A 25,897-nucleotide genomic window follows, 5' to 3' on the forward strand; every position below is an offset into this window, starting at 1 on the left:
GCAGATACCTTTCTGATACTGAAGCTCCACGCCTCTGGAGCCTCTTGCGATGCCACGCGCCCACCCCTTGAAAATCGTTCTGGCGACACTGTTCGTGGTGTTGTGCTGGGCCTATTCACCCGCGGGTATCCATATCGCCCTGCAAGGTTACGAGCCGGGGCATCTGGCCCTGGCGCGGTTTATCGTGGCGTCGCTATTCATGGCGTTTGTTGCGGTGTGGCGCGGCATCAGCCTGCCGCGACCCAAGGACTTGCCGCTCTTGATACTGCTCGGGCTTTTTGCCGTGTTTGGGCATCATGTGGCGCTCAACTTTGGCCAGCGCGGAGTAAGCGCCGGAGCCTCCAGCGTGCTGGCGCAGTCGACGCCGCTGTTCACCTTGCTGATTGGCTTTTTTGTCCTGCGTCAGCGCGTCAGCGCCTGGCATTGGGGTTGCCTGGTACTGGGGATGCTCGGTGCGGCCATTGTCGCCGTCGCTGATCGCGGCTTGGGCACACTCGATGCACATGGTCTGCTGGTGCTGTTGGCCGCGCTGTCGTGGAGCATCTACTTCACCCTGCAGAAACTTCACGGCCATCGTTACGACGGCCTGACCATGGTGTGTTACACCGTGTGGACCGGCACGGCGTTGTTGCTGGTGTACCTGCCAGGCCTTGGCGCTGCGGTGACTGCGGCGTCGCCACAGGCAAACCTGGCGGTACTGATCCTCGGCGTGTTTCCCAGTGCCCTGGCGTACCTCGGTTGGGCTTATGTACTGAGCCATTCCGACGTCAGTCGGGCGTCCATGGCGCTGTACCTGATCCCGCCCTGCGCAATATTGATTGCCGCCGTTTTGCTCGGCGAACAACCTTCACTGCTGGTGGTGCTCGGGGCACTGGTGGTATTGAGCAGCGTGCTGGCCTTGAACCTGACGCCGGGCTTGTCCTGCCCTAAGCCGGCGCGGCAAATTTCACCTTGAAGTAGTCCAGCAGGTTTTGCCCACGGCGAAAGGCCTTGCGCACCTCGTCACTTTCTTTGAGCAGCGCCTCGCTGGGCACCGCATGCTGATCCACCGGCAATGGCCTGGACCACTCCCGCACCCCCTTGGGAAACATCGCTCTGGGGCGATTGTTGACCCAGTTGGAGAGATGACACGGCAAGGTCCAGCCGCCGAACGCCTGAACGAACAGAAAGCCAAACACATACTGCAGCCACGGAAAGTTGTCGCGATAGCCGAGGCGGGCCATATGGAAAAACGCCACCGTGCCCTCCTCGAACTCTTCTGGCGGCGCAGGCAAGGCAGCCGGGCCCTCTTCCATGTAGACGCGAATCGCCTCCCATTCGGCAACTGCACCGCGCAGGCTGCCACAGGCCACGGTCAGCCACAGGACGTTACCGCTTTGCGCGTCGCGCAGGCCGATCATCAGCTTGAACTCGGGCATCACCGCGTATTCGGTGACCAATTGCCCGGCCGAAACACAGGCGATGACCTCTTCCCAGGGCACATACTGGGGTGCAGCGCCCTTCTTCGGCACCATCGCCACTTCGCGGCGCTGGCGATTGAAGCGGATCGGTGGCTGGACGCTGACCTGGCGCACGGCCAGGCAAAATATGACGACGTACATCAACGCCAGCAGCCCGATAAAACCCCAGATGGGCGGCGATGCGAGAAAGTCGTAGACCCCCTCCCAGAACGGCTCAAGCCTACGCCGCACCCAGGCCCCGAGAAATGCCGTCATCACCACGCAGCTCACCACCCCCATGACCGCGGCAATACCGCAGCGGGCCATGAATTCGAAGTTGCCCCGGCCGATGCCGAAGTCCAGGTAGACCTCATTGGCATCACGATGCAAATGCCGGTAGCTGTAGGCTTCTACACCCGTGGGCAAGGGTTTGGGCGACAGGTAGACGATCTGGGTACCGGAGACTTGCTCGAAGTCTCCGGCATGGGGCAGGCGCTGGTATTTGCTGTCAGGCATGAAAACGTTCCGAGTCCTTTCGACAAGGAAGGCACGCCAGGCGCGCTTCCTATGAATAACGCCGCACAGTATCGCGCAAATAGTCATCCAGCAGTTGTGTATCACCGCGCAGCCTCGGCAAGGTCGGCGAGGTTTCGGCGCGCAGCAATTCGCTGTCGATAAACTGCTGCAGCAACACCCGCCGTGGCCCGTAGTCAGCCTCGACCGCCTGGCGCTTGATGCGCAGCAACTCATCGATCTCGGCGAGCATCTGCGGCTCGCTCAGGGTGCCCGCGAGCAGATCGGCAAAGGCCGTCGGTGGCATGCCCAGGCCCAGGTCGATCCAGCGCACGGCCAACAGCGAACGCAGCACGTACAGGTACTTCTTGAAACGCACCTGCGTGCCCTGGAGGAAGTCGCGGTGGTTCTTTTTCGCCATCGACAGGTAGTGGTGCCGCGCCGCCCTGGCGCTGTAGAACTTCAGCGCCAGCGCCTGGAGCGACTCCACTGCACCCGGTTCAGCGCGGTACACCAGCGGCGAACCGAGCCATTCGAGCAGGGTCGGGTTGGAGTTGCGCAGCAGCTTCAGGGTCTTGCGCAGTTCCCAGCCGCTGATGTCCAGTTCGTCGGTCAGCGGCCGCTCGATGACGTCGCGCGGCTCATCGATGCGCAGGTACCAATCCTGGCGCGGGACGTAGATGAAACGCACGTCGAAGTCGCTGTCGGTGGAGGCAAAACCCCAGGCGCGGCTGCCGGATTCGCAGGCGTAGAGCACGGTGACGTCGTGCTCGCGCTCGACCCGGCGCAGCTCTTCAAGCACCCACTCGCGCATGGCGTCCGGCAGTGGGTGACGGTCTTCCTTGTTCATGTTCGTATCCTTGCACTCGGGCGCCTCAAGGCGCCCTCTCTATCCTTTGACGCACACCACCTGACGCAGGGTGTGCACCACTTCCACCAGCTCACGCTGGGCTTGCATCACCGCGTCGATATCCTTGTAGGCCATGGGGATCTCGTCGATCACGTCCTTGTCCTTGCGGCATTCGACATGGGCGGTGGCGCGTCGCTGATCCTCGACGGTGAACGCCTGCTTGGCCCGGGTGCGGCTCATGACCCGCCCGGCGCCGTGGCTGCAGGAGCAGAACGCCTCTTCGTTGCCCAGGCCGCGAACTATGAAACTCTTTGCCCCCATGGAGCCAGGAATGATCCCCAGCTCGCCCTTCTGCGCCGACACCGCGCCCTTGCGGGTGACTAGCACGTCGTGGCCAAAGTGATGCTCGCGCTGCACATAGTTGTGGTGGCAGTTGACCGCTTCGAGGTTGGCCTCGAAGGGTCTACCGAGCACTTTGCGCGTGGCGGCGATCACCGCGTGCATCATCAACGCGCGGTTCTGCCGGGCGAAGTCCTGGGCCCATTCCACCGCTTCGACGTAGTCGGCAAAGTGCCGGCTGCCTTCTTCGAAATAGGCCAGGTTGCGGTCCGGCAGGTTGGCGATGTGCTGGCGCATGTCGGCCTGGGCCAGTTCGATGAACAGGTTGCCGATGGCATTGCCAACTCCGCGCGAACCGCTGTGCAACATGAACCAGACGCGGTTGGCTTCATCCAGGCAGACCTCGATGAAATGGTTGCCGCCGCCGAGGGTGCCCAGGTGCTGGCGGTTGTTGGTTTTCTCCAGCTTCGGGTACTTGTCGGTGATTGCCTTGAAGCGCGCCGCCAGGTCGTGCCAGGCATGGTCAGCCATGGCCGGCACGCTGTCCCAGGCCCCCTGGTCGCGACGACCGAAGGTCTTGCCGTGGGGCACCGCTTTCTCGATTGCAGTGCGCAGGCCATGCAGGTTGTCCGGCAGGTCGCTGGCGGTCAGCGAGGTGCGCGCGGCGATCATGCCGCAGCCAATATCGACGCCGACCGCCGCCGGGATGATCGCGCCCAGGGTCGGGATCACGCTGCCGATGGTCGAGCCCTTGCCCAGGTGCACATCGGGCATCACCGCCAGGTGCTTGAAGATGAACGGCATCTTCGCGGTGTTCAGCAGTTGCTCACGGGCGCCCTCGTCCACCGGGACGCCGTCGGTCCAGAGCTTGATCGGCTTGCCGCCGGCCACTTCGAGTATGTTCATTGTCGTACTTCCACTTTTATCTGTTGCTGCCGGGCTGCTTGAGCCCGGCAAACCTCATCCGGCCTTGATGCTGACCAGTCCATTCAACACCTGATCCAGGCCGCCGAACACCGAAATCCGGTCGATTCGCTCGGCCACCCGTTCCAGGGTTTCCAGTTCCTTCAGGCGCAGGGCCGTCGGGTTGTCTTCCATGACCTTGGCGGTGTTGAGCAGCGAACGGGTTGCCGAGGTCTCTTCGCGGCGGCGGATGACGTTGGCCTGCGCCGCTTTCTCCGCCTCCACCACCTGCGCCAGCAGGGCCTTCATCTCACCTGGAAGGATGATGTCGCGCACCCCCAGGCCGCTGACTTCGATACCGCTGCCGGCGAGTTTCTCCTGCAGGTACTGGCTGACCGAATCGTCGATCAGTTGCTTGTTTTCCAACAGCTCATCCAGCGTTCGGGTGCCCACCGCCGCCCGCAGGCCGAACTGCACCTCGCGGTACAGGTGCTCCAGCGGTTTGCTCAGTTGCGCGAACGCACCGAGCACATCGCTGTAGCGCCAGTTGGCCGCAAGATTCAGGCGCAGGCTGACCTTGTCGCGGGTGAGGATTTCCTGCCCGCTGATTTCCATGGCCTGGATGCGCATGTCGACCAACTCGACACTCACCTGGCGACTGAAGCGCCAGAAGCCGTACTGCCCGGCGCCGAGCAACTCGACCACCACGCCATCGACCTTCAACACACCGACATGAAAGGCCGGCACAGACGCCAGCAACACCGCGTCCAGCCCGGCCAGGTTACGGCTGCGCAATTTCGGCTGGTTGAGCTGGGCCACCAGGGCGCCGTCCAGGCGATAAGTCTGGCTCAGGTCGATGCGCTGCAGGGTCTGCGCGCTCTGGCCTTTCCAGTACAGCTGGCGGCTGCCCGGGGCCAGCAACTCGACCAGGGCACCGTCCTCAAATCGCAGGCCGGCTTCGTTTTCCGCCAGGTCCATGCGTTCGAAATACTGCTCGACCAGAGCCGGCTCGCTTTGCCGCAGGTAGCCGGCCAGGCGATGTTCGAACAGCGAAGTATTGAGGCTGAAGGTTTCTACCGTCAGCCGGTTGTGCAGGTCGAAACGCTTGTGCACGCCAGGTTCGAGGATCGACACAAAGTCGCCTTCGCAGAACAGCAGGCCGCGTTCGTTCTTTTTCACGATAAAGCGTTTCAACAGTTTCATCTTGATCATCCTGTGCAATTAATCCTTGGTGCCGGTGCTGCCAAAGAGCCGAGCGTTGCGGGCGTGGCCCGGAGGAGTCAGTTGCCGGGACGTCCTGTCCACTGACCGCATCCTGCGGTCCGGCAACTGCCTTGCTCCGGGCCCGGCCGGCAAGCCGGGCAAATCGGCGGTGGGCGTGTGCGCTCCGTGCGCACCTTGCAGCCTTCCCTGGCTACGCCCCACCGGCGGGTACAACATTCGAGATACCTTGGAGGGTATGTAAGGTTCGAGTCAGGCCTCGAGACCAGCGTCTCCGTGAGGAGCCACGCTATCGACTGCTCGTTGCGGCGGCGGCATGCACGACACCAACACCTGGGGTGGGCTCGTGCACCGGCGGGGACATAAACCCCGTCCCGTTGGCCAGCTTGGCGATGCGGTCGAGGGAGATATTGCGAGGGGCGTGCCAGGTTTTGATTTAAAGACAGAATAAATTTTTATCTTATTGATTTATAAGGATTTTATTTTAACAACCATAAGCAAATGAAATTTCTCAGCCCACAACAAACAAGATTTTTATATATGATGAGATAGGTATTTATCTTTTGAGCTAAATAGAAATGAGCAAGCGTAGCGTCGCCATCGGTTTTCTCGGCACCACCCTTGATCGCAACGGCAAAGGCGCCGCGCGCTGGCAGCGCTGGCGCCCAACCATCAGCCTGTGCCAGCAAGCGCAAACCCCGATCGATCGCCTGGAGCTGATCCACGGCACCAGCGCCCGCGATCTGGGCCTGGCCGAGCGCATACGTGACGACATCCAGAGCATCTCGCCACACACCGAGGTGCGCCTGCAGCCCATGGTCCTGCGCAACCCCTGGGACTTCGAGGAGGTCTATGGTGCCCTGCACGATTTTGCCAGCGCCTACCCGTTCGATACCGAGCACGAGGACTACCTGGTCCACATCACCACCGGCACCCACGTCGCGCAGATCTGCTGGTTCCTGCTCACCGAGGCGCGCTACCTGCCGGCGCGGCTGATCCAGACCTCGCCAGCCCGCGGCAAGGAAGACACGGCCGACCCGGCCGGCACCAGCACGCTGATTGACCTGGACCTGTCGCGCTACGATCACATCGCCTCGCGCTTTCAACGCGAGCAAGCCGACAGCCTGAACTTTCTCAAGGCCGGTATCGCCACCCGCAACGCCGCCTTCAACCGCTCCATCGAGCAGATCGAACGTGTGGCGCTGCGCTCGCGGGCGCCGATGCTGCTGGTCGGCCCGACCGGCGCGGGCAAATCCTTCCTGGCCCGGCGCATCTATGAACTCAAGCGCGCTCGCCACCAGTTGGAGGGGCGCTTTGTCGAAGTGAACTGCGCCACCTTGCGCGGTGACGGCGCCATGTCGGCACTGTTCGGTCACAGCAAAGGCGCCTTCACCGGTGCCCAGAACGCCCGCGAAGGTTTGCTGCGCGCAGCCGATGGCGGCATGTTGTTCCTTGATGAAATCGGCGAGCTGGGCGCCGACGAGCAGGCCATGCTGCTCAAGGCCATCGAAGAAAAACGCTTCTTCCCGCTGGGCTCGGACCGCGAAGTAGAGAGCGACTTCCAGCTGATTGCCGGTACCCATCGCGACCTGCGCAGCCGGGTCGCCGAAGGGCTGTTCCGCGAAGACCTGTACGCACGCATCAACTTGTGGACCTTCGAGTTGCCGGGGCTGGCCGGGCGCAGGGAGGACATCGAGCCGAACATCGATTTCGAACTGCAGCGCCATGCCCGCGAACAGAACCGCCAGGTGCGCTTCAACCTGGAGGCCAAGCGTCGCTACCTGGCCTTTGCCAACTCGCCGCACGCGCGCTGGGCCGGCAACTTCCGCGAGCTGTCGGCCTCGATCACGCGCATGGCCACCCTCGCCGACAGTGGGCGTATCGACGAAGCGCTGGTGCTGGAGGAGATCGAGCGCCTGCAGCGCGCCTGGGGCCTGGCGCAGGGAGCGGACCCGCTCGACGCGCTGCTCGGCGACAAGGCGCTGGACCAGTTCGACCGCCTGCAACTGCAGGCCGTACTCAAGGTTTGCCGCAACGCCCGCACTTTGTCCGAAGCCGGACGCCAGCTGTTCGATGTATCACGCCAGGAAAAAGAAAAGCCCAACGACGCCGACCGCCTGCGCAAATACCTGGCGCGCTTTGGCCTGGAATGGAATCAACTCAAGGGTTGAACAGGGTGCTAGAATTCGCGCCCTCTTCGGCCGCATCTGGCCGAGCACTACCGAAAAAGGACTCTCGGCCATGTCATTGCTGACAGCTACCCGCTTGCATCTCTGCTCCTTCGGCCTGCTGGCCGGCCTCAGCCTCACCGCCGCCAGTGCCTACGCCGACGAAGCCACCGACCAGGCCGTGCACAAGGGCCGCTGGCAAGGCATGGCCGCCATGGCCAACCTGTACCTCAACGACGCCACCCCGGCCGAGTTCATGGATGCCGGTGACAAGGAAAAGAGCGAGCACGACAACTATGCCGGCGCCCTGGCCTTCTATCTGACCGCCGCCCGCCTGGACCCGAAGAACGCCTTCGCCTCTTACCAGGCCGCTGCCGCGCTGTCGTCCATGGACAGCCCGGAACTGGCCGCGCAATACCTCGACCAGGCGCGTGAGCGCGGCTTCTGGCAAGCGGTGATCCTCAAGGAAGACGACGAACTGGAGCCGATGCAGAAAGACCCGGCCTACCAGAAGCTGCTGCAAGCCGCCGAGAAGAACTACCCGACCCAGGCCAAGGACGCCGGCCTCGCTGCGTTCAGCATTCCTGAAGGCAAGGCGCCGGCTGGCGGCTGGCCAGTGGTGGTATGGCTGGCCGGTTTCGGCACCGAAGGCGTCAAGGGCACCAACATGCGCGCCGACCTGGTGGGCGACAAGGCCGTGCTGGTGGCCCTGAACGGCACCCTCAAGCGCGACGAGCATCAGTTCATGTGGCAGCGGCAATCGGTCGAGCCGACCGAGCAAGCGGTGGCCGCGGCCCTGAAGAAGCTGGAAAAAGACACCCGCATCGACCGCTCGAAAGTTGCCCTGATCGGCTTCTCGCAAGGCGCCGAACACGCCGCGCACCTGATCGCCCAGTACCCGCAGAACTACAGCGGCGCCGTGCTGCTGTCGCCGGGCGGCTTCAAGATCCCGTTCACCGTGCAGAAGGCCAAGGACAAGCGCCTGGTCGTGGTCCATGGCGCCCAGGAACATGAAAGCAACCTGCAACTGACCGCCACCACCGAAAAAGCCTTCGCCAGCAACAACAAGGTGCAGAGCCACGAACACCCTGAAGGCCACACCTTCCAGGACGACTGGCGCAAGACCTACCCTGGCTACCTGGATTACGCCCTGGGCCTTTAAGCCTGGCTTAGACCTAGGTCGTAGCCCTGAGGCTTGCAAGCATGATGGCACCCTGATGTATGCTTGCACGGTCTTCAGGGCGGGGTGCAAGTCCCCACCGGCGGTAAATCGAAAGATGAGCCCGCGAGCGCCTCGGCCTTTGGTCGAGGGTCAGCAGATCTGGTGAGACTCCAGAGCCGACGGTCATAGTCCGGATGAAAGAAGGCGTCAGGTCAGGGCCATCGTGCGCCCTGGCGCACGCATTTTGTTCGCCCTGAAACGTTCATCGATCACTTACGAGGAGCGTTTCATGTCCCCTTTGCACCGCAAGCAATTCCCTAACGTCGCTGCCGCCGTCGCTGCCTATCAGGCCGGTAAACCCGTGCTGTTGCTCGATGACGACGACCGCGAGGACGAGGCGGATATCATCGCCGCCGCCGAAAACATCAGCCTGCAGACCATGGCCATGATGATCCGTGATTGCAGCGGCATCGTCTGCCTGTGCCTGGATGAAATCACCGTTGACGAGCTGTCGCTGGCACCGATGGTGCCGAACAACCGCGCCCGCCATGGCACCGGTTTCACTGTGACCATCGAAGCCGCTGAAGGCGTATCCACGGGCGTGTCGGCCCAGGACCGCATCACCACCATCCAGGCAGCGCTGGACTCGACCCGCGCAGACCTGCGCATCGTCAGCCCCGGCCACGTGTTCCCGCTGCGCTCACGCGATGGCGGCGTGCTCACCCGTCGTGGCCACACCGAAGGCTCGGTAGACCTCGCCCGCCTGGCTGGCCTGCGTCCGGCAGCGGTCCTCTGCGAGCTGATGAACCCCGATGGCAGCATGGCCCGTGGCGAACAGGTGGCAGAGTACGCCAGGCTGCATTCGCTGCCGGTACTGACCATCGACGAGTTGGCCCGTTACCGCCAGGCAGCCTTGACTCCCGCCCTGGAAAGCGCCTGAAAAATATTCTGTTCGAGAAAATTTACAGCCCTGCAGACAGCTACTAAGGTGAATGCAGAGGAGTGAATCGCGGCTGATTCAAGGCAGTCGCATCGTGCTGAGCGGGTGCAGCTTCATGCACCCGGATTTGCCTCTATTAGGAGGCGGGAAGACGACTTCATGGGGCGCCGCAAGCCAACCCGGAGTCGTCCCCGCCTCTGCTTTTTTCTGCCCTACTTCAAGCCCAGCTGCGTGCGCAAAAAGTCGTGCAGGCCGACCGCGCTTTTCTTGTAGCCGTCCGCCGTCAGGTGCACCAGATCGCCACGGGCCAAGCCTGAAGCCTGCCAGCCGGCAATCGAACACTGTCCGCCCATATACGCCTGCCAGTCCCAGAACAGGGCATTGGCCTGCTTGGCTGCCTGGCGCTGGATGCGGATCACCTGGGCCAGTTGCTGCGGCTGGCGCGCGGCGCAACTGCGGGCCTTGCGCTGCTTGATCGAGTCCGGCGGACCAACCAGCAGCACCACCGCCCGCGGCAGGTCCTGGCGCAGGCGCTTGAGGGTATTGCGCAGTTGCGTCTGGTACAGGTTGAGATCGAGGGTGTCATCGAAGGCTTCGTTGGTGCCGTAGGCGAGGATCACCAGGTCCGGGCGCAAGGTCTTGAGGTTGTCCTGCCAGCCGGCCTGCCATTTGTCCTGCACCTCAAGACGCGCGCCGTTGATACCCAGCGCCGAATAGATCACCCCGGCATTCTTCTGGCCCTGGATGTACCACCCCCCCAGCACGGTGCCGGGACGGCCGTTGAGGGTCAGGTCCAGCGGCAGACCGAGGTTGCCGACCTGCGGGCCGAAGCGCCATTGCCCGCCGGTTGCCGCCAGCATGCGCTGGTTGCGTCCACGACCGTCGCGCAGCACCAGGGTACTGTTCTCCCGCGCCTGGTACAGCGCCTGCACGCGATAACGTTGGGCACCAGGTTCACGGGCCTCGATGCGTACGCTGGGGTTGGCCGCCATCGGCACCGACAAGTAACCGCCGAGCGGGAACTGCGTGCTCTGCTGATTACGCGCCGACACCAGCTCCCACTGGCGCTTGGCGGCTTTGAGGATAACCTGGTCGTAGCGGGTGCCCGGCACCGGCGTGGCGGCGATCAGGCCGATACCGCCGTCGCCATATCGCGCTTGCAGCAGGCGGCGCATCTCGCCACTGAACAGATCGGCAGCGGTGTGCGAGTCGCCGAACTGAATGATATTGACCGGCGCGCGGTTGGCGTTCTTGAACTTGCCCGCCAGTACCGCCAGGTTGCCATCGACGCGGTTGACCGGGGCCTTGGCCGCCGTATTGGCTGGCCTGGCCGTGGTATTGACCGCCGCCACCGGGCTACAGCCCGGCAGCGCGCAGATCAGCAGGGCCAATCCCAGAATGTTGTGCAGTCGACGCATCAGTGTCCCGTTACAGTGAGGCCGGGAAAGGCGATCATCGAGAGAATCCGTTCCGAGATCAGCTTCTGTCCGGTGGTGGTGAAATGGATGCCGTCATCGACCCGGGTCTTGATCCGTTTGCCCTGGCTGTTCTGCAAAGTAGCGGAGAAGCTGTCGTCGTTGTAACCGAGTGCCGGGTTGGCCGAAACGTAGTGCTGTTGGTACAGGCCGGTCTGTTGCTCGTACAACCCGCTCAGATAAGCCATGGCCGTAGACAGCTTGGGCTTCTGCATGTTCGGCGGCCCGACCCAGATCACCTGCACATTGTGCGCACGGGCCTGGTCAAGAATCGAATCGATGCGCTGGCGATAGGTGACTTCCCACTCCGGCGACTTGAAGCGCAGGAACGGCTTGCCCTTGCCCTGGGGCATGTCCCACGGGTCATTGGGGCCGAGGAAGATCACCATCAGGCGAATGTTCGGCTCGCTTTCCAGGGTCTTGGCCACGGTCTGCGGCCAGTTGAAGAACCCCGGATAGGCAAGGCCGGTGCTTTGCTTGCTGAGGTTGACGCTCTTGATCTGGTAGCGCTTGCGCAGGCTGTTGGCCAGGTGCGGGGCGACGCCCTGCATCAGCGAGTCGCCGACCAGGAACACTTCATCACCGGCCGCCAGGGACACAACGGTGCCCGCTTGCAGCGGCGTCTGGGCAACCTGGGCCGCAGGTTGGGTCACCGGCGCAGCAACGGGCGCAGCAGGTGCCGCCACCTGGACTACGACCGGCTTGCTGACCGCTACCTGCGCGGTAACTGGCGGCTTGCCCAGGTGCACCGGAACCACCTGGATCGGCGCCGGCAGCTCGACCGTATCGCTGGCCTCGACCTTGGCCACCAGTACCGGCTCGTTACGTTTTTCCAGGCTATCGACAAAACTGTCGCGGGCATCGCCCAAGGCGTGGGTCAGGTTGCCACCCAGGCGCCAGGCCGGGCTTTGCCCGAGCACCGGCAGCTCGCAGCTCTGGTGATATTTCTGCTGGCAATAGAGGCTGATCGAATCCTGGTTCAGCCAGAACAACAGCAGCGTAGTGATGACGATGGCGTACAACGCCTTGGCCGCGCCCGCTTGCGAGGACATCAAACGACCGGCATTAGAAACTTGCATAGATGAACCCCGGCACGCCCGATTGCGAAGCAAAAATAACCAAGGAAACGAACAACCCCAGCGGTATCGGATACAACTGCCAAGGCAAGCGCGTGGTCGCTGCAAAGAACTGACGCAGGAGCACCAGCAACTGCGGGTAGACAGCCACATACAGCACGCTCACCAGCAACAGCAGGCCGGTACTGGAGAACAATCCATCCAGGCTCAGCCCGCCGATTCCGGCGAGCATGTCCACGGCTTCATCAAGGCTCGCACTGCGGAAGAAGATCCAGGCGAAGGCCACATAGTGGAAGGTCAGCAGACGCGCCGCCAAACCGGCCCCCTGCCAGCGCATCGGCTGCGGCAGGATGTAGGTCGAGGCCTTGTACAGCGCCAGGCCGATACCGTGCAACGCGCCCCAGATGATGAAGTTGATGCTCGCCCCGTGCCACAGCCCGGAAACCAGCATCGCCAGCAGCATGTTCAGGTTGCCGCGCCACACGCCCTGGCGGTTACCGCCCAGGGGGATGTAGACATAGTCGCGAATGAACAGCGACAGGCTGATATGCCAGCGGCCCCAGAATTCCTTGAGGTTGTGCGCGGCATAGGGCGCATTGAAGTTCTCGGGCAGGCGGAAGCCCAGCAGCAAGGCAATGCCGGTGACCAGGTTGGTGTAGCCGCTGAAGTTGAAATAGATCAGGAAGCTGTAGCCATACACGCTCAGCAGGATCTGCTCGGGCGAATAGCTGCCCGGCGTTTCAAACACCGGGTCGACCCACTCACTGGCCAGCCAGGCGCTGCAAAAGAACAGCTTGACCACCGCCAGGGCGATCAGGCCCAAAGCCCGTTGCGGCTCCAGCACCTCACGGATACCGCTGGTGCGAATCTGCGCCAGCATGTGGCTGGCGCGGTTGACCGGGCCGGCAATCAGGCTGGGGAAGAACGCCAGGTACAGGGCCAGGTCGAACGGCGAAGCCGAGGGCATCTCGCGGCGGTTGATCGACACCAGGTAGCTGACCGAGTGAAAGGCGTAGAACGACAGGCCGATCGGCACCAGCACTTCCAGCACCGGCAGTGACACATCCAGCCCGGCACTGGCCAGGGCACCCTGCACGCCGCCGACAAAGAACTCCTGATACTTGAACAGATAGAAGCAGCCCAGCACCAGCAGCAACACCAGCAAATAGCTGAAGCGCCGCCCGGGATACCGCTCACCGACCAGGCCGAGCAGGTACACCAGGGCGCTGTAGCCCAGCAGGATATACAGGGAGTTGAAGCTGAAACTGGCCACCAGTGCGTAACTGGCCGCCAGCAGCAGGACGTTCTGCAGGCGAACGCTCCAGCACAGGCTCCAGTAGACGATGAAAAACAGTGTGAAGCAGAGGCCGAACTCGATCGAAAGGAAGCTCACAACGTAGTCCATTACGTGACAACAGAAATAGGAGGCTTCACCGCGAGAAACCCGCGGGGTAAAGCGGGCGCGATTATGGCAGAGAGCCATAAGCCCTCACAATGCGAGCCCTGCAGAAAAATCAAGACTTCACCGGCAGCCTTTGTGCAACAGAATGCGACGAAAGATCGCCCCTATCGATTTGCTCCCCCCGCCCCGCTCTGCTAGTGTCGCGCCGTTTATACCGCCACCGAGACAGCCGCCATGGCCCGAAAAAAAGCCTCCATTGATTTCGAGCAATCCCTCGCCGACCTGCAGGTCCTGGTCGAGCGCCTGGAGAACGGCGAGCTGTCGCTGGAAGACTCGCTGACCGCCTTCGAACAAGGCATCAGCCTGACCCGCGACTGCCAGAGCGCTCTGGCCCAGGCCGAACAGAAGGTCCAGGTGTTGCTTGAGCGCGATGGCGAGCTGGCCGCCGAGCCTTTCGATGCGGACCAGGCAGAATGATCAGTCGCTATCAGGCCGACTGCCAGGCCCGGGTCGACGCCGCCCTTGAGCAACTGTTCGTGCCGCCGTCGCAGGAACTCACCCGCCTCTACCAGGCCATGCGCTATAGCGTGATGAACGGCGGCAAGCGCGTACGCCCGCTGCTCGCCTACGCCGCTTGCGAAGCCCTGGGTGGCACGCCGGAGCAAGCCAACGGCGCTGCCTGCGCGGTCGAGCTGATTCACGCCTACTCGCTGGTGCACGACGATTTGCCGGCCATGGACGATGACGACCTGCGCCGCGGCCAGCCGACCACCCACAAGGCCTTCGATGAAGCCTGTGCGATCCTGGCTGGCGACGGCTTGCAGAGCCTGGCCTTCAGTGCCCTGCTCGACCCGCAACTGAGCCCGCAGCAAGACAGCATCCGCCTGGCCATGGTCCAGGCCCTGGCGTTGGCCGCCGGCCCTGCCGGCATGGTCGGCGGCCAGGCCATCGACTTAGGTTCGGTGGGCCTCAAGCTCGACCAGACGGCGCTGGAGTTCATGCACCGGCACAAGACCGGCGCGCTGATCGAAGCCAGCGTCAGGCTCGGCGCCCTGGCCAGCGCCCGCGCCGACCAGACCCAGCTCAAGGCCCTGCAAACGTATGCACAGGCCATCGGCCTGGCGTTCCAGGTCCAGGACGATATCCTCGACGTCGAGAGCGACACAGAAACCCTGGGCAAGCGCCAGGGCGCAGACATCGCCCGCGACAAGCCGACCTACCCGGCCTTGCTCGGCCTCGACGCCGCCAAGGCCTATGCCCTGGAACTGCGCGACCAGGCCCTGCATGCCCTGCGTCCGTTTGACGCGGCGGCCGAGCCGCTGCGGGAACTGGCGCGTTATATCGTTGAACGGCGTAATTAAGCGCAAACCGCATCGCGGGGCAAGCCCGCTCCCACAGCGATCACTGTAGGAGCGGGCTTGCCCCGCGATTAGCTCAAATGGGCAGCCAATACCGCAATAAGGTAAACTGCCGCCACTTCATATCTATAACGATTCGCCTGATGCCCACGACGTTTCAAGAGATCCCCCGCGAACGCCCGGTCACGCCGCTGCTTGACCGTGCTGATACGCCTGCCGGCCTGCGCCGCCTGGCTGAAGCCGACCTGGAGAGCCTGGCCGACGAGTTGCGCCAGGAATTGCTCTATACCGTTGGCCAGACCGGCGGGCATTTCGGTGCCGGCCTGGGCGTCATCGAGCTGACGATCGCCCTGCACTACGTCTTCGACACCCCGGACGACCGCCTGGTGTGGGACGTTGGTCATCAGGCCTATCCGCACAAGATCCTCACCGGTCGCCGCCAGCGCATGAACACGCTGCGCCAGAAGGACGGCCTGGCCGCCTTCCCACGCCGCGCCGAGAGCGAGTACGACACCTTTGGTGTCGGTCACTCCAGCACCTCGATCAGTGCTGCCCTGGGCATGGCCATCGCCGCCCGCCTGCAGAACGATCCGCGCAAGTCCATTGCCGTGATCGGCGACGGCGCACTGACCGCCGGCATGGCTTTCGAGGCGTTGAACCACGCCCAGGAAGTCGATGCCGACATGCTGGTGATCCTCAACGACAACGACATGTCGATTTCGCGCAATGTCGGCGGCCTGTCCAATTACCTGGCCAAGATCCTCTCCAGCCGCACCTACTCGAGCATGCGCGAGGGCAGCAAGAAAGTCCTGTCGCGCCTGCCCGGCGCCTGGGAAATCGCCCGCCGCACCGAAGAATACGCCAAAGGCATGCTGGTGCCCGGCACCCTGTTCGAAGAGCTGGGCTGGAACTACATCGGTCCGATCGATGGCCACGACCTGCCGACCCTGATCACCACCCTGCGCAACATGCGTGACCTCAAGGGCCCGCAGTTCCTGCACGTGGTGACCAAGAAGGGCAAGGGCTTCGCCCCGGCCGAAGTCGACCCGATCGGCTACCACGCGATCACCAAGCTCGAGCCTGTGGACAAACCTGCCGCCGCGCCGAAACAGGCCGCTGGGCCGAAGTACTCCGCGGTGTTCGGCCAATGGCTGTGCGACATGGCGGCGGCCGACCAGCGCCTGGTCGGCATCACCCCGGCCATGAAGGAAGGCTCCGACCTGGTGGCCTTCAGCGAGCGCTACCCGGATCGCTACTTCGACGTCGCCATCGCCGAACAGCACGCGGTAACCCTGGCGGCGGGCATGGCCTGCGAAGGCAGCAAGCCGGTGGTGGCGATCTATTCGACCTTCCTCCAGCGCGCCTACGACCAGCTGATCCATGACGTTGCGGTGCAGAACCTCGACGTACTGTTCGCCATCGACCGCGCCGGCCTGGTCGGCGAAGACGGCCCGACCCACGCAGGCAGCTTCGACCTGTCGTTCCTGCGCTGCATCCCCGGCATGCTGGTGATGACCCCGAGCGACGAGAACGAACTGCGCAAGATGCTCAGCACCGGCCACCTGTACAACGGCCCGGCGGCCGTGCGCTACCCACGCGGCAGCGGCCCGAATGCGACCATCGAGAGCAACCTCGAGCCGTTGGAGATCGGCAAGGGCATCGTTCGCCGCCAGGGCAGCAAGGTCGCCTTGCTGGTGTTCGGCGTGCAGCTGAGCGAAGCCCTGAAAGTTGCCGAGCAGATCGACGCCACCGTGGTTGACATGCGCTTTGTCAAACCGCTGGATGAAGCCCTGGTGCGCGAAATCGCCGGCAGCCACGAGCTGCTGGTGACCCTCGAAGAGAACGCCATCATGGGCGGCGCCGGTGCGGCGGTAAGTGAGTTCCTCGCGCGTGAAGCCCTACTCAAGCCGGTGCTGCACCTGGGCCTGCCAGATGTGTATGTCGAGCATGCCAAGCCTGCGCAGATGCTGGCCGAGTGCGGGCTGGATGCGACCGGGATCGAGGCTTCGGTGCGTCAGCGGATGCAACTGCTCGGTCTTTGATCTTCGGGGCCTTAACCGGCCTCATCGCTGGCAAGCCAGCTCCCACAAGTACAGCGCATGCAGAACCTGTGGGAGCTGGCTTGCCAGCGATAGCAATGGAACTGCCCATGAAATCCCTGCGCCTGGTAGCCCCACTCCTGCTATTGCCGACCACCCTGCTGGCCGAGCCCATCGACCGCGAAAGCGCCCTGAAGCTGCCCGACACGCTGATCAGCGCCAACCGCCAGGTCGAAGACCGCACCCAGACCAGCGCCGCCAACACGGTGTTCACCCGTGCTGACATCGACCGCCTGCAACCTTCCAGCATCACTGACCTGCTGACCCGGGTACCCGGCGTTCAGGTCTCGCGCACCGGCGGGCGTGGCAGCCTGCCCGGCATCTTCATTCGCGGCACCAAGTCGGCCCAGAGCCTGGTGCTGGTGGACGGCGTACGCATCGCCAACACCTCGTCCGGTGACAGCGGCCTGCAGTTTCTCAACATCGACCAGATCGAGCGGGTCGAAGTACTGCGCGGGTCGCGCTCGGCGATCTACGGCAGCGATGCGATTGGCGGGGTGATCCAGATCTTCACCCGCCGCGCCAGCACGCCAGGCCTGCAGCCACGCCTGCACCTGGCCGGCGGCAGCAACAAGACCTGGCAGCGTGATGTTGGCCTGTCCGGTGGTGACGAGCGCACCCGTTTCAACCTCGCCGCCGGCCTGGACGAAACCGCTGGCATCAACGCCACCCGCGAATCGTTTCCCGCCAACGGCGATCACGATGCCTACCGCAACAAGAGCCTGAGCCTGAACCTCAGCCATGTCGCCAGCGACTCGCTGGAGCTGGGCCTGAACTGGCTCGACAGCCACGGGCGCAGCGAATACGACAATCTGTTTGGCGACCAGAGCCAGCCTTATACCGACTTCAACGTCTCCAGCGTCGGCACCTATGCCGACGCCCAGTTCACCGAGATGTGGCATTCACGCCTGGAGCTGGGCCACAGCGAAAACCGTGATACCAAGCGCGACTCACTGCAACCGGGCGGTAGCGAGTTCAACACCTATCGCGATTCGCTGAACTGGCAGAATGACCTGAGCCTCGACGAACACAACAACCTGCTGCTGGGTGGCGACTGGTACCAGGACCGCCTGCACGGCAGCACGCCCCTGGACGAAGACAGCCGCTGGAACCGCGCCGCCTTTGTGCAGCACCGCTACAAGGGCGACAGCTTCAGCACCGAAGTGGGCGTGCGCCGCGACCAGAACCAGCAGTTCGGCAGCCAGAACAGCTGGAGCGCCAGCCTCGGCCTGCCGCTCAACGCGGACAACGACCTGCTGCTGTCCTACAGCGAAGGCTTCCGCGCGCCGACCTTCAATGACCTCTACTACCCGGACTTTGGCAACCCCGACCTCAAGCCCGAGCGCTCGAAAAGCTACGAATTGCAATGGCGCAGCCAACTGGCTGAAACCACCCGGCTGGAGGCGTCGCTGTACCGCACCGACCTGCGCAATGCGATCTCCCTGGGCCCCAACTACATTCCGCACAATGTCGGTTCGGCACGGATCAACGGCTTCGAAGCCAGCCTGCATCAGGCGTGGTTCGGCTGGCAGAGCAACCTGGGCCTGTCGCTGATCGACCCGCGTGACCGCGATTCCGGGCACACCCTGGAACGCCGTGCCCGCCGTACCTTGAGCCTGGACCTGGATCGCCAGTTCGATCGCCTGGGCCTCGGTGCCAGCTGGCAGGCGGTCAGCAGCAGTTACGCGGATGCGGACAACAAACGCTCACTCAGTGGCTACGGTCTGCTCGGTTTGCGCAGCAGCTGGAACCTGAGCCGCGAGATTCGCCTGGAGCTCAAAGCCGATAACCTGCTGGACAAAGCCTACAGCCGCGCGCAGTACAACTATGGCGCAGGCTATGCTGACTATCGCGAAGAGGGCCGGACCTGGCTATTGGGCGTCACCTGGACGCCGGCGCTTTAGCCTGCAACAACGCACACAACTTCGCCGTCGCTTCGATCATCTGCCCACTGGGGCGCTCCAGGCCTTTGTCCGGCACCTGCAGCAACAGGCCGTCGCGCACTGCCGCAACGTTGGGCCAGGCCTTCCAGGCGTCTAGCTGAGGCTGATCGGGGGCGAGGATGACCTGGGGATTGCGCGCCAGCACGGTCTCCAGGTTGACCTGAGGCGCCGGCTGGGTGAGGTCGGCGAACACGTTGCGCGCGCCACAGACGCTGAGGGCATCGGAGATGATCTGATAGCCACCGACGGTGTACAGCGGCTTGTCCCAGACCTGATAGAACACCGACAGCGGGCGCTCTCGGCGGTACTGTTGGCGTAACGCTGCAAGGCGGCTGCGCAAGGCATCGGCCAACTGCCCGCCTTGCTCCTTGCGCCCGATGCGCACGCCAATTTCGTCGACCTGGGAAACCAGGTCATCCAGCTCGTGCACATCGACGCTATACAGCGGGATACCGAGACGTTCGAGCTGGTCGCGCTGGGCCGCCGGCACGCTGCCCGGCCAGTACAGCACCAGATCCGGGCGCACGCTGAGCAGGCGCTCCATGTCCAGCTGGCCATAGCGGCCAACCAGCGGCACGTCTTCCAGTTGCGCCGGCCGTTCGTGCCACTCGGCCATGCCCACCAGCAGATCGCCGGCCTGCAGGTCGAGAATGATTTCAGTGATCGAAGGCGCCAGGCTGACCACCCGCGGCGCTGCCGCCAATGGCATGCCGAGGGCCAGCAGCAACAGCCACAGGTAACGGCGCATCAGCCGAGCTGGCGAGGGATACGGTAGAGGTAGAGCAGGACCAGGCTGGAGATCGCCAGGAGGATCTGCGGCACCGCCTCAAGGCCGACGAATACCGACAGCGCAGCGATCCAGGCCGGCAGGCAGGCGAACAGCATGCCCAGCCGGCGGATGCGTGCCAGCTCGATCCAGGCCCCAGGCTCGTCGTCAGTGTTCAAGGCTTTCTGGGTCGCGATCAGCCCGTGCTTGTACGCACCGAAGCGCGGCAGGCTGAGGAACATCGACGCCACGCCGGCGATGAACATCGGCATGGCCAGGATCGGAATCAGCGCCTGCACGCCACCAAAGGCCCAGGCAAACACCAGCAACGGTGCCAGCGCCACCGCCAGGTACTGCCACCAGGCCAGCTCCAGACGACGGCGAACCTGGGCGCGGGTCACGCCCGACCGGCCTCGCCCTGGTGCTCGTTGCCCATCATGTGGCCGAGCTTGCCGGCTTTGGTCGCCAGGTAGTGTTTGTTATGTGGGTTGTGGCCGGTGTGCAGCGGCACGCGTTCGGCAACCGGGATGCCCATGCTGGTAAGGGCCTTGACCTTGCGCGGGTTGTTGGTCATCAGCCGCAGCGACTTGACCCCCAGATGCTCGAGCATCGGCTGGCACATGCCGTAGTCACGCTGGTCGGCGGCAAAGCCCAGGCGCTCGTTGGCCTCGACAGTGTCGGCGCCGCCGTCTTGCAGCTCGTAGGCGCGGATCTTGTTCAACAGGCCAATGCCGCGGCCTTCCTGGCGCAGGTACAGCAGCACGCCGCGGCCTTCGCGGGCGATCGCCTGCAGGGCCGCTTCGAGTTGCGAACCGCAGTCGCAGCGCTGGCTGAACAAGGCGTCGCCGGTCAGGCATTCGGAATGCAGGCGCCCCAGCACCGGCTGCCCGTCGGCCACATCACCCAGGCTGAGCACGACGTGCTCGCGGCCGGTGGCTTCATCGAGAAAACCATGCATGGTGAAGGTCGCAAAGGGGGTAGGCAGCTTGGAAGCGGCAACAAAAACGACGGGCACGTTGTGCTCCTGATCAGTAACTTGAAAATTGACGTGGGGCGATTGTATCAGCAGCGCAGCGCCGCTGCTTAGGCTGAATTATTGGGCAAACAGATCGAGAGGTTCGATATTGCCTAACGGTTCTTGCCCTCGCCGTCGAACGGATACGGCTGTTGCCAGTGCTCGAAGATCGCCCGCAACTCGCCACTGGCCACCAGCTTGTCCATGCGTTGATCGAACAGGACGCGCAACGCCTTGCCCTCGGCGGTGCGGCCAAAGGCGATGTACAGCGGCAGTTCGGCCAGATGGCTGCGGCGGAACAGCTCGGGCTTGGGCGCCTGTTCGAGGACATAGTCGACTTCGGTCAGGGCATCGATGTAGAAGTCGACGCGATCGTGCTCAAGCATCGGCAAAATCCCCTCGCGGCGCTGGATCTCGCGAAAATGGCCGACGTTGGGCAGGTAGTTCTTGTAGTCATAACCGCGCACCCAGGCCAGGCGATACTGGCCAAGGGTCTGCTGGGTGGGCACAGGACGGCTGGCCAGGCCCAGGGCATAGATATGGTCCATGTCGAAGTACCAGCGCGGGTAGAGGTTGTCGGCGTTCTCTTCGTGATAGGAGCCGACCCAGGCATCCGCCTCACCACGCTTGACCAGGCCGACCGCACGGCTGTACGGCGCACTCAGGGTACGGACCCTGACGCCGGCCGGCTCGAACACCTTGCGCAGCACGTCCCAGGCCAGGCCGCTGCCATCGGCGTTGGTGTAATCGAGCCATTCCTCACTGACCAGACGGACCTGGCCGGGCGTCGCCAAGGGCGCATCAGCCGCCTTTACCACATTTGCCGCCAGAACCAGCAACAACAGCAACAGCCGCCATCCCGTCATCACCCCGCTCCCTTAGGTAAAGCTCCATACCAGAACCTGCATGCCCAGCCAGGCAAACACCCCCGCCAGCACATCGTCGAGCATGATCCCGACCCCGCCATGTACGTGACGGTCAACCCAGCGGATCGGCCAGGGCTTGAGGATGTCGAAAAATCGGAACATCAAGAAGCCCGCCAGCAGCCACAACCAGCCTTCTGGCACCAGCCACAGGGTGATCCACATACCGACCATTTCGTCCCAGACGATCCCCTCATGGTCGTGGACTTTCAGGTCATCGGCGACCTTGCCGCACAGCCAGAAGCCGAACAGCATGGTCAGGCCGAGCATCAGCCAGTAGCCCCAGTCGGGCAGCATCTGCCACAACGGGATAAAAGGTAGAGCCACCAGCGAGCCCCAGGTTCCCGGCGCCTTGGGCAAAGTCCCGGAGCCGAAGCCGAAAGCCAGAAAATGCCAGGGATTGCGCCAGACCGACGGCGGAACGAACTCCGCTGGCACCTGTTTGGGGTGATCGGTCACGGTGTCTCCTTAAAATGTTGATAGCCCCGGGTTTGCGGGGTGATGTCCTGGCCGCCGCCATCGAGCAGGCGCACGCCGCTCCCGGCACCGACCCGCCCGACCACATGGATCGGCCAGCCGGCCGCCAGCAGGGACGCAAGCTCGGCTTCGGGCAAGGTAAAGGCCAGGACGTAATCATCGCCCCCGGCCAGTGCCGCCTGTTGCGCGTCGTCGTGGCCGAGAACAGCCTGCAGTGCCGCCGACAACGGTAACCGCTCAAGCTCGACCTGCAATGCCACATCCGACGCCTTGGCGATATGCCCACAATCGGCGAGCAGGCCGTCGGAAATGTCCAGCGCCGCCGTAGCCTTGCCGCGCAACGCCTGGCCCAACGCCAGTTGCGGCTGCGGCGACCAGTAATGGGCAAGCAGGGGCTCGGCCTGGGCAGCATCGGCCACGCGTTCGCCCAGCACCAGCGGCAAGGCGCCGGCGGCATTGCCCAGCTCGCCACCGACACAGAGCAGATCACCGGCTCGCGCACCGCTGCGGGTCAGGGCCTGACCGCCCGGCACACGGCCGAACACGGTCATGGTCAGGCTCAGCGGGCCACGGGTGGTATCACCGCCAATCAGGCTCAGCTGGCAACTTTCGGCCATCTGGTTCAAGCCACGGGCATAGGCTTGCAGCCAGTCGGCACGAACCTCCGGCAGGGTCAGGGCAAGGGTAAAGCCGATGGGCGTGGCGCCCATGGCCGCCAGGTCACTGGCAGCGACGGCCAGCGAACGCTGACCGAGCAGAAAAGGGTCGCAGACAGCCGGGAAATGCACCCCGGCCACCAGCGTATCGGTGGAGATCGCCAGCTGTTCGCCCGGTGGCACGCTGAGCAAGGCGCAATCATCGCCAATGCCCAGCGCCACGCCTTCACCACCTTGCGCACAGGACGCGGCGGCGAAGTAATGACGAATCAGCTCGAACTCACCCATTGGCACATAGCGCCGCAATCAGCGCTTGAACGCCTTGACTTCGGCTTCACGCAGGCGTGGAGCCAGCTTGTCGAGCACGCCATTGACGAATTTGTGGCCGTCGGTGGCGCCAAACACTTTGGCCAGTTCCACACCTTCGTTGATCACGACGCGGTACGGGACGTCAACGCGCATCATGAACTCCCAGGTGGACAGGCGCAGCACTGCCAGTTCAACTGGATCGAGCTCTTCAAGGGCCAGGTCCAGGCACGGCTTCAGTGCTTCGTCGATTTCGGCCTTTTTCACCGGAACCCCGTGAAGGATTTCGCGGAAGTAGGCACCGTCGACATCGGTGAAATCGTTATCGACCCGGAACTGCGCTTCGATCTCGTTCAGCGACTGCTTGGCCATGTGCCATTGGTACAGGGCCTGAGTCGCGAGCTGACGGGCTTCGCGACGCTTGGCGCTTTTCGATGGCTTGCCAGCATCCGCAGGTTTTGGATCGCGCGGGTTGAAACGATCGCTTTCGTCGCTAATCACTTGGCCTCCAACTGCGCCAGCAGGCTGACCATTTCCAGAGCGGACAGGGCAGCTTCGGCGCCCTTGTTGCCGGCCTTGGTGCCGGAACGCTCAATGGCCTGTTCGATCGAGTCGACGGTCAGGACACCGAAGGAGACCGGCACGCCGAACTCCATGGACACCTGGGCCAGGCCCTTGGTGCATTCGCCCGCTACGTACTCGAAATGCGGGGTACCGCCACGGATCACGGCGCCCAGGGCGATGATCGCGGCATATTCGCTTTGCTGGGCGACTTTCTGTGCTACCAGCGGGATTTCGAAGGCACCCGGGGCACGGATGATGGTGATGTCGCTTTCGTTCACACCGTGGCGAACCAGGGCGTCAACGGCACCGCTCACCAGGCTTTCGACAACGAAGCTGTTGAAGCGGCCAACCACCAAAGCATAGCGACCTTTGGGGGCGATGAAGGTACCTTCGATGGTCTTCAGGGTCATTCCGGAGTTCTCATCTTAAAGAGCCAGGCCGCAAACGGGCGGCCTGTGGGGGTTTGGGACACGAATGGCAGCGCGACAAACCGCCTGCTTTATTCGGAGGGCACGTATTCTACAACTTCCAGATCGAATCCGGATATCGCATTGAACTTCATTGGCGAACTCATCAGGCGCATTTTGCGCACGCCGAGGTCGCGCAGGATCTGCGAACCGGCACCGACGGTGCTGTAGGTGGTCGGGGTTTTCGCCTGCGGGGCAGCGTCGGCGCTTTCGCGAATGTGCGCCAGCAGCACGTCGCCATCGAGCGGGTGACCGAGCAGCAGCACCACACCGCTGCCAGCGTCTGCAACGGCGCTCATGGCCGCGCGCAGGCTCCAGCGGCCCGGTTGCTTGACCATCAGCAGGTCGCGCAGCGGGTCCATGTTGTGCACCCGTACCAGGGTCGGTTCTTCGGCGCAGATGTTGCCCAGGGTCAGGGCCATGTGCACGTCGCCCTCGACCGAGTCACGGTAGGTGACCAGGTTGAAATGGCCCAGCTCGCTGTCCAGCGGCTGCTCGGAAACCCGCTGAACGGTACGTTCGTGGATCATCCGGTAGTGGATCAGGTCGGCGATGGTGCCGATCTTGATGTTGTGTTCGGCGGCGAAGGTTTCCAGCTCGGCACGACGGGACATGGTGCCGTCATCGTTCATCACCTCGCAGATCACCCCGCTCGGCTCGAAACCGGCCATGCGCGCCAGGTCGCAGGCAGCTTCGGTGTGGCCGGCACGGGCCAGGGTACCACCCGGCTGGGCCATCAACGGGAAGATGTGACCGGGGCTGACGATGTCTTCAGCCTTGGCATCACGGGCAGCGGCAGCCTGCACGGTGCGCGCGCGGTCGGCGGCGGAGATGCCGGTGGTGACTCCGGTGGCGGCTTCGATCGACACGGTGAACTTGGTACCGAAGCCCGAGCCATTACGTGGCGCCATCAGCGGCAGCTTGAGCGTTTCGCAGCGCTCGCGCGACATCGGCATGCAGATCAGGCCCCGGGCGTGCTTGGCCATGAAGTTGATGTGTTCGGCCTTGCAGCACTCGGCGGCCATGATCAGGTCGCCTTCGTTCTCGCGGTCTTCGTCGTCCATGAGGATGACCATTTTGCCCTGGCGGATGTCTTCGACCAGTTCTTCGATGCTGTTGAGCGCCACGTGGCACCCCCTTTCAAATCAGGATTTCAGGTAGCCGTTGGCGGCCAGGAAACTTTCGGTGATGCCGCTGCCTTTGCTCGGCTCGGCGGCCTTGTCACCCAGCAGCAGACGCTCCAGGTAACGTGCCAGCAGGTCGACCTCAAGGTTCACCCGACGACCTGGACGGTAGTCGGCCATGATGGTTTCGGCCAGGGTGTGCGGGACGATGGTCAGCTCGAACTCGGCGCCATCGACGACGTTCACCGTCAGGCTGGTGCCGTCGACGGTGATCGAGCCCTTGTGGGCAATGTATTTGGCCAGTTCTTTCGGCGCACGGATGCGGAACTGGATGGCGCGGGCGTTATCGCTGCGCGAGACCACTTCGCCGACGCCGTCGACGTGGCCGCTGACCAGGTGACCGCCCAGGCGGGTGGTCGGTGTCAGGGCCTTTTCCAGGTTGACCCGGCTGCCGCTTTTGAGCTCGTTGAAGGCGGTGCAGTCGAGGGTTTCGCGGCTGACGTCGGCCCAGAAGCCATCGCCAGGCAGTTCGACCGCAGTCAGGCACACGCCGTTGACGGCGATGCTGTCGCCCAGTTTGACGTCGCCCAGGTCGAGCTTGCCGGTTTCGACATACACCCGCACATCACCGCCTTTGGGGGTCAGGGAACGGATGCTGCCAATCGATTCGATGATGCCGGTGAACATGGAGTCCTCCTCGAGAACAGGGCT

General features: G+C 63.5%; 25 protein-coding genes and 1 riboswitch. Of the genes, 8 read left to right on the forward strand and 17 right to left on the reverse strand.

All coding sequences use genetic code 11. The annotated features are described in order from the left end of the window. Positions 1-49: 49 nt before the first annotated feature. Positions 50-955 carry a DMT family transporter gene (locus LOY45_RS23565; protein WP_134061309.1) on the forward strand — a complete coding sequence of 302 codons (906 nt, stop codon included), beginning with the start codon at positions 50-52 and terminating at the stop codon, positions 953-955. On the opposite strand, the gene LOY45_RS23570 is transcribed toward LOY45_RS23565, so the two are convergent. From LOY45_RS23570 to LOY45_RS23585, 4 genes are read right to left on the reverse strand one after another with little or no spacing between them, the layout of a single operon-like run. After that, positions 927-1,955, reverse strand: a complete 1,029-nt coding sequence (locus tag LOY45_RS23570; protein ID WP_258578441.1) for a hypothetical protein — start codon at positions 1,953-1,955, stop codon at positions 927-929. The genes LOY45_RS23565 and LOY45_RS23570 overlap by 29 nt on opposite strands. A 49-nt stretch (positions 1,956-2,004) precedes the next feature. Next, positions 2,005-2,802 carry a nucleotidyltransferase domain-containing protein gene (locus LOY45_RS23575; RefSeq protein WP_134061307.1) on the reverse strand — a complete coding sequence of 266 codons (798 nt, stop codon included), beginning with the start codon at positions 2,800-2,802 and terminating at the stop codon, positions 2,005-2,007. 39 nt (positions 2,803-2,841) lie between these two features. After that, positions 2,842-4,047 carry an RtcB family protein gene (locus LOY45_RS23580; protein ID WP_134061306.1) on the reverse strand — a complete coding sequence of 402 codons (1,206 nt, stop codon included), beginning with the start codon at positions 4,045-4,047 and terminating at the stop codon, positions 2,842-2,844. A 54-nt stretch (positions 4,048-4,101) separates the two neighbouring features. Beyond that, positions 4,102-5,247 carry a slipin family protein gene (locus LOY45_RS23585; RefSeq protein WP_115085267.1) on the reverse strand — a complete coding sequence of 382 codons (1,146 nt, stop codon included), beginning with the start codon at positions 5,245-5,247 and terminating at the stop codon, positions 4,102-4,104. A 596-nt stretch (positions 5,248-5,843) separates the two neighbouring features. Here LOY45_RS23585 and rtcR point away from each other — a divergent pair. The 3 genes from rtcR to ribB all read left to right on the forward strand — a co-directional run bounded on the left by rtcR (position 5,844) and on the right by ribB (position 9,535). Continuing rightward, the gene (gene rtcR, locus LOY45_RS23590) at positions 5,844-7,436 is read left to right on the forward strand and encodes an RNA repair transcriptional activator RtcR (protein ID WP_233674430.1); all 1,593 of its coding nucleotides are present in this window, start codon (positions 5,844-5,846) and stop codon (positions 7,434-7,436) included. 70 nt (positions 7,437-7,506) lie between these two features. Then, positions 7,507-8,595: an alpha/beta hydrolase gene (locus tag LOY45_RS23595; RefSeq protein WP_258578442.1), complete on the forward strand. Its 1,089-nt coding sequence runs from the start codon at positions 7,507-7,509 to the stop codon at positions 8,593-8,595. Positions 8,596-8,661: 66 nt separating this feature from the next. Then, a riboswitch (FMN riboswitch) is annotated at positions 8,662-8,805 on the forward strand. 79 nt (positions 8,806-8,884) lie between these two features. Further along, positions 8,885-9,535 carry a 3,4-dihydroxy-2-butanone-4-phosphate synthase gene (gene ribB, locus LOY45_RS23600; RefSeq protein ID WP_115085117.1) on the forward strand — a complete coding sequence of 217 codons (651 nt, stop codon included), beginning with the start codon at positions 8,885-8,887 and terminating at the stop codon, positions 9,533-9,535. Between the two features lie 212 nt (positions 9,536-9,747). Here ribB and LOY45_RS23605 read toward each other — a convergent pair whose 3' ends face one another. Genes LOY45_RS23605 through LOY45_RS23615 form a run of 3 tightly spaced genes read right to left on the reverse strand, consistent with a single transcriptional unit; the run spans position 9,748 to position 13,479 of the window. Next, positions 9,748-10,953 carry an SGNH/GDSL hydrolase family protein gene (locus tag LOY45_RS23605; protein WP_115085116.1) on the reverse strand — a complete coding sequence of 402 codons (1,206 nt, stop codon included), beginning with the start codon at positions 10,951-10,953 and terminating at the stop codon, positions 9,748-9,750. After that, entirely contained in the window at positions 10,953-12,062 is a 1,110-nt protein-coding gene (locus LOY45_RS23610) for an SGNH/GDSL hydrolase family protein (RefSeq protein ID WP_338106142.1), read from the reverse strand. Before LOY45_RS23610 ends, LOY45_RS23605 begins: the two co-directional genes overlap by 1 nt. Positions 12,063-12,075: 13 nt before the next feature. Next, complete coding sequence (locus tag LOY45_RS23615) at positions 12,076-13,479, reverse strand: MBOAT family O-acyltransferase (RefSeq protein WP_258578445.1); 1,404 nt, start codon at positions 13,477-13,479, stop codon at positions 12,076-12,078. A 243-nt stretch (positions 13,480-13,722) separates the two neighbouring features. Here LOY45_RS23615 and LOY45_RS23620 point away from each other — a divergent pair, with 243 nt between their 5' ends. From LOY45_RS23620 to LOY45_RS23635, 4 genes are all read left to right on the forward strand, one after another. Next, positions 13,723-13,965, forward strand: a complete 243-nt coding sequence (locus LOY45_RS23620) for an exodeoxyribonuclease VII small subunit (protein ID WP_115085113.1) — start codon at positions 13,723-13,725, stop codon at positions 13,963-13,965. Next, positions 13,962-14,849 carry a (2E,6E)-farnesyl diphosphate synthase gene (gene ispA / locus LOY45_RS23625; protein ID WP_115085112.1) on the forward strand — a complete coding sequence of 296 codons (888 nt, stop codon included), beginning with the start codon at positions 13,962-13,964 and terminating at the stop codon, positions 14,847-14,849. Before LOY45_RS23620 ends, ispA begins: the two co-directional genes overlap by 4 nt. A gap of 140 nt (positions 14,850-14,989) precedes the next feature. Next, positions 14,990-16,888: a 1-deoxy-D-xylulose-5-phosphate synthase gene (dxs, locus tag LOY45_RS23630; protein ID WP_258578446.1), complete on the forward strand. Its 1,899-nt coding sequence runs from the start codon at positions 14,990-14,992 to the stop codon at positions 16,886-16,888. A gap of 107 nt (positions 16,889-16,995) precedes the next feature. Continuing rightward, positions 16,996-18,849 (forward strand): TonB-dependent receptor domain-containing protein, encoded by a 1,854-nt coding sequence (locus LOY45_RS23635; RefSeq protein WP_134061300.1) that lies wholly within the window; start codon positions 16,996-16,998, stop codon positions 18,847-18,849. On the opposite strand, the gene LOY45_RS23640 is transcribed toward LOY45_RS23635, so the two are convergent. The 10 genes from LOY45_RS23640 to LOY45_RS23685 all read right to left on the reverse strand — a co-directional run bounded on the left by LOY45_RS23640 (position 18,827) and on the right by LOY45_RS23685 (position 25,873). Then, positions 18,827-19,636, reverse strand: a complete 810-nt coding sequence (locus LOY45_RS23640; RefSeq protein ID WP_115085109.1) for a cobalamin-binding protein — start codon at positions 19,634-19,636, stop codon at positions 18,827-18,829. The genes LOY45_RS23635 and LOY45_RS23640 overlap by 23 nt on opposite strands. Then, complete coding sequence (locus tag LOY45_RS23645; protein WP_134061299.1) at positions 19,636-20,055, reverse strand: MFS transporter; 420 nt, start codon at positions 20,053-20,055, stop codon at positions 19,636-19,638. The genes LOY45_RS23640 and LOY45_RS23645 overlap by 1 nt, the downstream gene beginning before the upstream one ends. Continuing rightward, a complete protein-coding gene (gene ribA / locus LOY45_RS23650) occupies positions 20,052-20,669 on the reverse strand; it encodes a GTP cyclohydrolase II (protein ID WP_115085107.1) in 618 nt (205 codons plus the stop codon). The genes LOY45_RS23645 and ribA overlap by 4 nt, the downstream gene beginning before the upstream one ends. A 113-nt stretch (positions 20,670-20,782) precedes the next feature. Next, positions 20,783-21,535 (reverse strand): substrate-binding periplasmic protein, encoded by a 753-nt coding sequence (locus tag LOY45_RS23655; RefSeq protein ID WP_115085106.1) that lies wholly within the window; start codon positions 21,533-21,535, stop codon positions 20,783-20,785. Positions 21,536-21,547: 12 nt separating this feature from the next. Continuing rightward, positions 21,548-22,051 (reverse strand): phosphatidylglycerophosphatase A family protein, encoded by a 504-nt coding sequence (locus LOY45_RS23660; RefSeq protein WP_115085105.1) that lies wholly within the window; start codon positions 22,049-22,051, stop codon positions 21,548-21,550. Beyond that, positions 22,048-23,013: a thiamine-phosphate kinase gene (gene thiL / locus LOY45_RS23665; RefSeq protein ID WP_258578447.1), complete on the reverse strand. Its 966-nt coding sequence runs from the start codon at positions 23,011-23,013 to the stop codon at positions 22,048-22,050. Before thiL ends, LOY45_RS23660 begins: the two co-directional genes overlap by 4 nt. Positions 23,014-23,031: 18 nt before the next feature. Then, entirely contained in the window at positions 23,032-23,532 is a 501-nt protein-coding gene (gene nusB / locus LOY45_RS23670; protein ID WP_115085103.1) for a transcription antitermination factor NusB, read from the reverse strand. Next, a complete protein-coding gene (gene ribH / locus LOY45_RS23675) occupies positions 23,529-24,005 on the reverse strand; it encodes a 6,7-dimethyl-8-ribityllumazine synthase (RefSeq protein ID WP_010222842.1) in 477 nt (158 codons plus the stop codon). Before ribH ends, nusB begins: the two co-directional genes overlap by 4 nt. Positions 24,006-24,094: 89 nt before the next feature. Beyond that, on the reverse strand, positions 24,095-25,189 hold the full coding sequence (gene ribBA, locus LOY45_RS23680; RefSeq protein ID WP_115085102.1) for a bifunctional 3,4-dihydroxy-2-butanone-4-phosphate synthase/GTP cyclohydrolase II: 1,095 nt from the start codon (positions 25,187-25,189) through the stop codon (positions 24,095-24,097). Positions 25,190-25,207: 18 nt separating this feature from the next. Then, positions 25,208-25,873 carry a riboflavin synthase gene (locus tag LOY45_RS23685; RefSeq protein WP_010222840.1) on the reverse strand — a complete coding sequence of 222 codons (666 nt, stop codon included), beginning with the start codon at positions 25,871-25,873 and terminating at the stop codon, positions 25,208-25,210. Positions 25,874-25,897: the final 24 nt, after the last annotated feature.

Origin of the sequence: Pseudomonas wadenswilerensis (genome assembly GCF_024749185.1) — a bacterium.
In the GTDB taxonomy this organism is placed as follows: domain Bacteria; phylum Pseudomonadota; class Gammaproteobacteria; order Pseudomonadales; family Pseudomonadaceae; genus Aquipseudomonas; species Aquipseudomonas wadenswilerensis.

Coding starts and splice junctions, on each gene's coding strand:
- LOY45_RS23565 (WP_134061309.1), top strand. CDS start 50: ATGCCACGCGCCCACCCCTTGAAAATCGTTCTGGCGACACTGTTCGTG.
- thiL (WP_258578447.1), bottom strand. CDS start 23,013: ATGGGTGAGTTCGAGCTGATTCGTCATTACTTCGCCGCCGCGTCCTGT.
- dxs (WP_258578446.1), top strand. CDS start 14,990: ATGCCCACGACGTTTCAAGAGATCCCCCGCGAACGCCCGGTCACGCCG.
- LOY45_RS23605 (WP_115085116.1), bottom strand. CDS start 10,953: ATGCGTCGACTGCACAACATTCTGGGATTGGCCCTGCTGATCTGCGCG.
- ribB (WP_115085117.1), top strand. CDS start 8,885: ATGTCCCCTTTGCACCGCAAGCAATTCCCTAACGTCGCTGCCGCCGTC.
- LOY45_RS23580 (WP_134061306.1), bottom strand. CDS start 4,047: ATGAACATACTCGAAGTGGCCGGCGGCAAGCCGATCAAGCTCTGGACC.
- LOY45_RS23685 (WP_010222840.1), bottom strand. CDS start 25,873: ATGTTCACCGGCATCATCGAATCGATTGGCAGCATCCGTTCCCTGACC.
- ribH (WP_010222842.1), bottom strand. CDS start 24,005: ATGACCCTGAAGACCATCGAAGGTACCTTCATCGCCCCCAAAGGTCGC.
- LOY45_RS23595 (WP_258578442.1), top strand. CDS start 7,507: ATGTCATTGCTGACAGCTACCCGCTTGCATCTCTGCTCCTTCGGCCTG.
- LOY45_RS23640 (WP_115085109.1), bottom strand. CDS start 19,636: ATGCGCCGTTACCTGTGGCTGTTGCTGCTGGCCCTCGGCATGCCATTG.
- LOY45_RS23575 (WP_134061307.1), bottom strand. CDS start 2,802: ATGAACAAGGAAGACCGTCACCCACTGCCGGACGCCATGCGCGAGTGG.
- LOY45_RS23610 (WP_338106142.1), bottom strand. CDS start 12,062: ATGTCCTCGCAAGCGGGCGCGGCCAAGGCGTTGTACGCCATCGTCATC.
- LOY45_RS23655 (WP_115085106.1), bottom strand. CDS start 21,535: ATGACGGGATGGCGGCTGTTGCTGTTGTTGCTGGTTCTGGCGGCAAAT.
- rtcR (WP_233674430.1), top strand. CDS start 5,844: ATGAGCAAGCGTAGCGTCGCCATCGGTTTTCTCGGCACCACCCTTGAT.
- LOY45_RS23635 (WP_134061300.1), top strand. CDS start 16,996: ATGAAATCCCTGCGCCTGGTAGCCCCACTCCTGCTATTGCCGACCACC.
- LOY45_RS23620 (WP_115085113.1), top strand. CDS start 13,723: ATGGCCCGAAAAAAAGCCTCCATTGATTTCGAGCAATCCCTCGCCGAC.
- LOY45_RS23585 (WP_115085267.1), bottom strand. CDS start 5,247: ATGAAACTGTTGAAACGCTTTATCGTGAAAAAGAACGAACGCGGCCTG.
- ispA (WP_115085112.1), top strand. CDS start 13,962: ATGATCAGTCGCTATCAGGCCGACTGCCAGGCCCGGGTCGACGCCGCC.
- LOY45_RS23570 (WP_258578441.1), bottom strand. CDS start 1,955: ATGCCTGACAGCAAATACCAGCGCCTGCCCCATGCCGGAGACTTCGAG.